The organism is Streptococcus sp. HMSC074B11 (assembly GCF_001808705.1).
Classification (GTDB): domain Bacteria; phylum Bacillota; class Bacilli; order Lactobacillales; family Streptococcaceae; genus Streptococcus.
The window spans coordinates 8,753-15,069 of the sequence record NZ_KV794248.1; the positions used below are offsets into that span (position 1 = coordinate 8,753).

Sequence of the window (6,317 nt, forward strand, 5' to 3'; positions counted from 1 at the left end):
AGCGTTCAATCATGGCCACTCCTTGCATTGCCGCAAAGAATACTCCAATATAGACAAAGGCAGCTGCAAGACACTGTTCCCACATATTGAGTCCATCAAAGAATCCGCCAGAAAGCTTAGATACTGCTGAAACAGATAGGATTGGCAAATCTCTGAAAATCTCAAGTGTTACACGCATAATAATAACTTCAAAGAAGATTCCTGCTAAGGCACCACCAATCGTTCTTAACAACTCTTTGTATTTCTTTGAGTTTGATAGGGAGCTATAACCAAGAATCGGAGAGATCATTGCCTCAATCAAAATATCAAAAATTGATTTGACGAGCTTAATGATCATGCTGACCAATAGAACAACAAGGATAATGTACTGAAGAAACATCCCTATCCAGTTGACTTTATAGCGCATATAAACTGATTCAAAAGCACTCAATTGATTAATGACTCGGTGTTCTGTAATGCTTTCAACTCCAGTATTATTGGAATTCAACTTATGTAGGAACAAGCCTTTAATACCAGGTATTTTGTCTTCGCTCATTATATCTTCCAACATTTTTGGATTTGTTGTACCATAGTTTGCCCCAAAATCGATTTTAGTCGCAAAATCAGTCGTATCCCGCTGTGCAGGGTCATCCGTGATATTATTGACAGGAGTAGAGCCTTCCTGAACAGGCTTGATATAGCCATAATCATCCATTGGAAACAACTCCGTAGAAAAATCCTTGTAAATCAAGACTTTTAGGTCTACCACATTATTTTTCATGGGTTGAAGAGCCAAGGAGGAAGTTGGTTGACTACCAGATGGCGCTTCACTGGAGACTGTCTGGATAGACATGGCATCCTGTGCCACTGCTGTTGAGATGGTGGTCAAAGCTAAAGGCAAAACCGAGGTTACTGCAGTCACCAAAAGGAAATTAATAATAACCCCCTTATACTTTACTGGCTTAGTAAAGACTCCTGCGATAGCCGACACAACCAAAATCAGAGTAAACAAGGACGTTCCTAATATCTGAAACCAGTAGAAAAATTGACCAATGACTGTCTTCTGATCCCCCAAATATCCGAAAAGCCCAAAGAGCTTGAACATATTATTAAAAACATGTTCTAGACTGGAAGTGATTTGATAAAGAGCTTTTGCAATCCCTCCTGGTAAATAGGTGAGAAATGCCATAAATGCAGGAGTCGGTTCTAAATAGTTCCCCCAATAGGAATAGAACTCCCCCAGCTTTTTTGCATTCTCACCTGTGATTTCACCATTGAGATTCTTGATCTCATTCACCAAATCTGAAAAGGTTTGATAGTGCACTAAAGGTACCTTCTTTCTTTTTAAGATACCCCTATCATATTCGATAATGACAAAATCGTTTTTAAAGGGACAATGAAATTCTGATAACCAAAAAAGCCTCAAATAATTGAGACTTTTGTAAATTAATCTGCTTTTCCATTGAAATCATAGAAAGCATTGTCTTCTTTATAGCCACGACGTAGCTCAATGATTCGGATTTTTTTACCACCCTCAGTCAAAACGACTTGATAATAAGCCTCTGCTTCTTCAGGCTTATCTACACCCCTATAATCAACAGCGATTGTAAAAGTATCCTTTCCTTTCAGCTGACTCTCTAAACTAACAATAGTTCCTCTGAAAGCGGCTGGGATTGTCTTCACTTGTTCTTCTGAAAGAACACTATACTTAATGTCTCTATCGTCACCATTTGAGATTGTCCTATTCTCTTTATCAAATTTTACGGTAGATCCTGCTCCACCCGTAAAAACACTGCTCTCATAACTATCTTCTGGGGAAGATCCTGTATAGCTATCTTTTAGCACATTTTTAGCAATAGAATCAGGTGATTTTTGACCACAAGCTCCGAGTATAATTAAGGCTAAACCTACTAAAACAATTCTTAAAAAGTGATTTGCTTTCATCATTTTTCTCCTAACCATTCTTTATTTTATTATAGCAAACAGCTTTTTTTCTTGCAAGTGTTTATATAACTTATTGTATATCTTTTTAGATAACTTCATCCGCAAAAAAGTCGTCTCCATCATCATAATAATCATAGTCACCTTGAATAACACTAGCTGCAGCCGCCTGGAATAGTTCATCTGTAGATGTAAATGATTGGGATTGTACCTTTTGTCCTTTACTGTGACGACCTGATAGTTTAGGAGTTTCTCCATTGTTGCTGAGGAGAGGCATGGTCAAACGTTGCCTCCAGTCTATGATGTTGTTGAAGGCTGTACCTGCATCAACTGCGATCTCCTGAAGTTCTAGCTCACGGTGTGCACTTTCGACTGGAATATCCGCAAGAGTCATCGATGTATCAAACTCCTCTTGTAAGAACATGTACTTGTAAGGGAAGCTCGTCTCATCATGTGCGAAGATTGGATCCGTTGTGACCTTACGTCCAACATTATCCCGTCCCTTGACTCCACGTAAGATAACCGCTTCTCCTTCCTGGAGCTTGGCCAATTGCGTTGGTGTCAACAACTCTTGTTTTGGATTCTCGACTGACACGTTTGGATTGGCTTCGTCTAGGATATTGCTGGAGCGCCGTCTTCTGGTGATGGTACGTGTACCCAGGTCAGCACTAAATTTCTTATTGGTATCTGAAGATGTTGTTTTAACATAAACCTTCAATGAACAGTTGTCCATAATGGTTCGAGCAACATTTTGGCCGTATTTATCATCCAATTGCTCCAGATTTTGAATCCATAGATAATAGAGAATGTTTTGACCCAATCCAATAGATATTTTTGTATCCATGTGAGGAATCGCAGGGATATTTGTAAACTCATCTAAGATATGGAGAATCCGATTAATACATTTACGACCACTTGAGAGAGCAAGCTCATAGTTAGCATTGAATAGCTGATCTAAGAATAACGAAACAATCCCATTATACTCTGTTCGGTTTGGCGGTGTTACCAGGTAAATGACTTTCGGTTTATCTGAATAGACCAGTTCAATATCCGACTCCTGAAGAAGATTTTTGGTATCTTCTTTATTCTTAAGGACGGTTATATCGATATGATCTAAAATCGGCTTCTTGCTATACTCATCTAGTTCTAGACTATCTCCGTTTCTTCGATAGACTTTTTCAGCTGAAAATTGAAAGATTTGATCTCGAACAGGGGAATGGCCATTATTCTTATGATTGAAATCAATCGTTACCGTAAACTGATCTGGAAGTTTAGGCTCAATGGCATAGGTCAGATACCCTTCCCCATCGACTAAAGCTGTCGCTTGCTTTATAAAATCGACTTTCTTTTCGACTTTACCCCACTTCTTCAATCCTGTAATCGTTACTTTAGCAGTTTTGTGCTTAAATTCGTTTTTAAGCTGACTGTTGGTGCTTGATCTCAGCTTGACAGATAATCGACGTGGGAAGCCAACAGACTCTAAATCAATAGAGTTTTTAGAAGTCAGTTTGGCCACGTTGTCTTGCAAGAACAGATTGATTCCTGTCATCATGCTAGAGTAGACATTACCTTTAGTCTCATCACCACCAAAGTCTGAAGCACGAAATTCGATATCAGCCATTTGTCTAAATTTCGAGAATTGTTGTTGATTGACTTGTCTCAAATTATCAAAATAGACTGTGATTTTTGACTTTTTCGACACTTGTTGTTCTCTGCTTGGATTCTCGACGATTTCTCCAGCACCATCTACAAAGACTTCTTCAGAACCCATTGTCGCCAAGAATTTCGCAACGTTAGGGATCGTAATGGTATCCCAGGCATCGTCTTCACCATTTTGAACGGTTTCATTAGCTCGATCCATCAAAGCCATTGTAAGAGCATTAAACAGGGATATAGAAGACTTACGGAAATATTCAGCATTCCCCTTCTCTCCACCTTTTTGTTTCGGATAAATGGATTCTGCGACTGCATTGACATAGGTTTGAGTTTTCTCATAGTAGCCCTTCTTTGCGGCAGCGATGGCTAGAGCTAGCGGATTGAAAGACATAGACCAATCCATATTTTGGAAAGAAAGAACATTGACATCATAGTCACGTTGCCTCATGAGTTTGTAGGAGGCTTGATAATGTTCCCCTTTCGGGTCTGCTAGTACCATCGATGGCTGCAATTCAGCACGACTGTTGATTTCAATTGCTGGAGTAATATGACCTTCACCCTTACCTGAACGAGTCATCCCAATTCCTAACAGATTCGTCGGCTTATCTTCAATGTAATAATATCCAGAAGGAAAAGCTAACATGCCTAAAATCCGCTCCGCATTTGTCACGTATCGGCTCATTTTTCTATTTTGCCATAACATTTGAGTTCTCAGTGTTTGTCCTGCTAGATCATGAGTCAGTTCATGAAGTACAGGAGCTCCACCTTCACCTGGATAAGTTAAATCTTTATTGGGGATCTTTTTGTATTGACGACGAATTTCATCAATCGTCACAAAACGGTCATCTCCTTCTTCGTTGTTGTTATAGTCTCGAAACTGCTCGAAGTTTATCCAGGCAGATTTCCAGGCGATAACTAAGCCCAATAGAAAGATTGGAAATGCTAAAATTGGTGCTATTAAGAAGACTTTAGCGTTCAATAAGCTTTGAAACAAGAGGCTGTTTAAGTCGAAGTTTACGGCCTTACTAGCATCTTTAAACGACCAGGCACTAAAATAGAGAAAGCGAATTGTGGCTCTTAAAACAGTAACCAGGTAATTGGTTAAGATAAAAGCAATAAAGCTAAAACCTAATCCCATATAAACGAAGCTGCGGTAACTTTTAAAATAAAGAATGGGCTTCATTTCTTTATCAAAACGTTTCCGTTCTCGTTTAACAAAAGGGAGGGTATAGAATATCCTGAAGAAAACATTCCAAAGAATGAGAGAGACAAGCGCAAAGATTTTAGGTAAGAATGACTTCATCCCATTGAGCAACCCTCTAACTGATTTGAACCATACTTGTTTCCAATCAATTCCTTTACGATTTTTCCAACCTCTTTTTATTGCTTGCCTTAGACTACTCTTTCCTGCTAATAACCTTTGATAGCTTCTTAAAAAATACGGCTGGAAGAGTTTGAATAGGTAATAACCTGCTACCCCTAGAAAAAGGAAGGTATTAAGCCAACTGGCTCGAATCAGTTGGATAAGGGTATAAAATACTACTTCAAATAACTCAAACAAACGACTACCCCCTTACACCTTCCAAGAACCATTCCATTTTTCGAGTATAGAAGCTCGAAAAGAGAAATATGTGAAACTGTAGCCTTGGAGAGGCTTTCTCATAACGGTTAAAGTAATTTTCTAACCATTTCTCCCCATCCAACTGAAGAACATTCAATCGACTAGATCGACTTTGTTCTAAGTAATTGGTCACCTGAAGAGATTCTGCAATCAATTCATCGGACAGATAATTGTATTTTTGTCTTGCCATTGTTGCACTCCTTTCTTATTATTTCTTAATTCCCCTCTATTCTAAGGGATAATATCAAATTCTTTGTTAAAGGGACAAAAGATATTGTTATATCATAAGTTATATAACTTTTTGTGTAACAAAAAAGCACACAAGTGTTCTTGTATGCTTTCAATACCTTTAGAATGGGGATTCTACATCCATTGGTTCAGGATAAGATGGAGGAATAGAACTTGGTATCGGCTGAGAAAAGCCCTGTTGTTCCTGCTTACGTCGGTTAGATGCTTCCCTATTTTCAAGGAAAGTAATTCCTCCTTGTTGATTTGGGGAAATAAACTGATACGTCCGACGTTGACCTTGTTCATCATTATAAGGTCGTTGGATAATTTCTCCTTTTAAGAGGATTGGAGAGCCTTTAGATAGGCTCTGAGCCATCAACTCCGCTTGTTTTCCATAGACTTGTACATGGAAGAAACTAGAGATTGGTTTATTTGTATCATCAGTCATACTCGAATCACAAACAAACTCAAATTTGAAACTGGTATGACCATTTTTGGTTCGATCTACTGCATCATTTGGAATGAATGCAACACGTCCAGAAGCGATAAATACTTGCATTTTTTCTCCTTTCTATAAAGACCACAAGAGAGTCTTTATTCAACTTGTGGTCATCATTTCATTTTAGTTCGTCAAATTAGTTTTCTTTCGACTTACGAAGGCCTGCAAGACTCAACAATCCCAAAATCATTCCCACAACTGGAAGCATGCTGCTTGCTGTTCCTGTATTTGGAAGTGATGGCTGAGGATTTGGTTTCTTAGGCTCGCTTGGTTTTGGTGGTTCTGGAGTGTGTGTTGTTACCTTCGCAGTCATTTCTTGCCCATTGACAATATTGACAAAAGTATTCTCAACTTCTCCAGCCGCAATACGCTCAACTTCGATGTAGAAGTCTG

6 protein-coding genes are annotated in these 6,317 nt (G+C 38.8%); all 6 read right to left on the bottom strand.

All coding sequences use genetic code 11. The features are described 5' to 3' along the window. The coding region (locus tag HMPREF2619_RS02165; protein ID WP_398578181.1) for a pLS20_p028 family conjugation system transmembrane protein at positions 1 to 1,303 on the bottom strand (1,303 nt) is incomplete at its 3' end. Positions 1,304 to 1,425: 122 nt separating this feature from the next. Continuing rightward, a complete protein-coding gene (locus HMPREF2619_RS02170; RefSeq protein ID WP_070458715.1) occupies positions 1,426 to 1,923 on the bottom strand; it encodes a hypothetical protein in 498 nt (165 codons plus the stop codon). An 85-nt stretch (positions 1,924 to 2,008) separates the two neighbouring features. Then, positions 2,009 to 5,137: a VirD4-like conjugal transfer protein, CD1115 family gene (locus tag HMPREF2619_RS02175; protein WP_070458717.1), complete on the bottom strand. Its 3,129-nt coding sequence runs from the start codon at positions 5,135 to 5,137 to the stop codon at positions 2,009 to 2,011. A gap of 4 nt (positions 5,138 to 5,141) precedes the next feature. After that, on the bottom strand, positions 5,142 to 5,387 hold the full coding sequence (locus HMPREF2619_RS02180; RefSeq protein ID WP_000113750.1) for a hypothetical protein: 246 nt from the start codon (positions 5,385 to 5,387) through the stop codon (positions 5,142 to 5,144). 159 nt (positions 5,388 to 5,546) lie between these two features. Next, positions 5,547 to 5,984 (bottom strand): single-stranded DNA-binding protein, encoded by a 438-nt coding sequence (locus tag HMPREF2619_RS02185; protein ID WP_001195793.1) that lies wholly within the window; start codon positions 5,982 to 5,984, stop codon positions 5,547 to 5,549. A gap of 76 nt (positions 5,985 to 6,060) precedes the next feature. Then, a partial coding sequence (locus tag HMPREF2619_RS02190) for an LPXTG cell wall anchor domain-containing protein (protein WP_148130355.1) occupies positions 6,061 to 6,317 on the bottom strand: 257 nt, incomplete at its 5' end.

What these genes read in the sequence shown, in the direction of transcription:
- HMPREF2619_RS02170 (WP_070458715.1), bottom strand. Translation starts at nt 1,923, where the DNA reads ATGAAAGCAAATCACTTTTTAAGAATTGTTTTAGTAGGTTTAGCCTTA.
- HMPREF2619_RS02180 (WP_000113750.1), bottom strand. Translation starts at nt 5,387, where the DNA reads ATGGCAAGACAAAAATACAATTATCTGTCCGATGAATTGATTGCAGAA.
- HMPREF2619_RS02185 (WP_001195793.1), bottom strand. Translation starts at nt 5,984, where the DNA reads ATGCAAGTATTTATCGCTTCTGGACGTGTTGCATTCATTCCAAATGAT.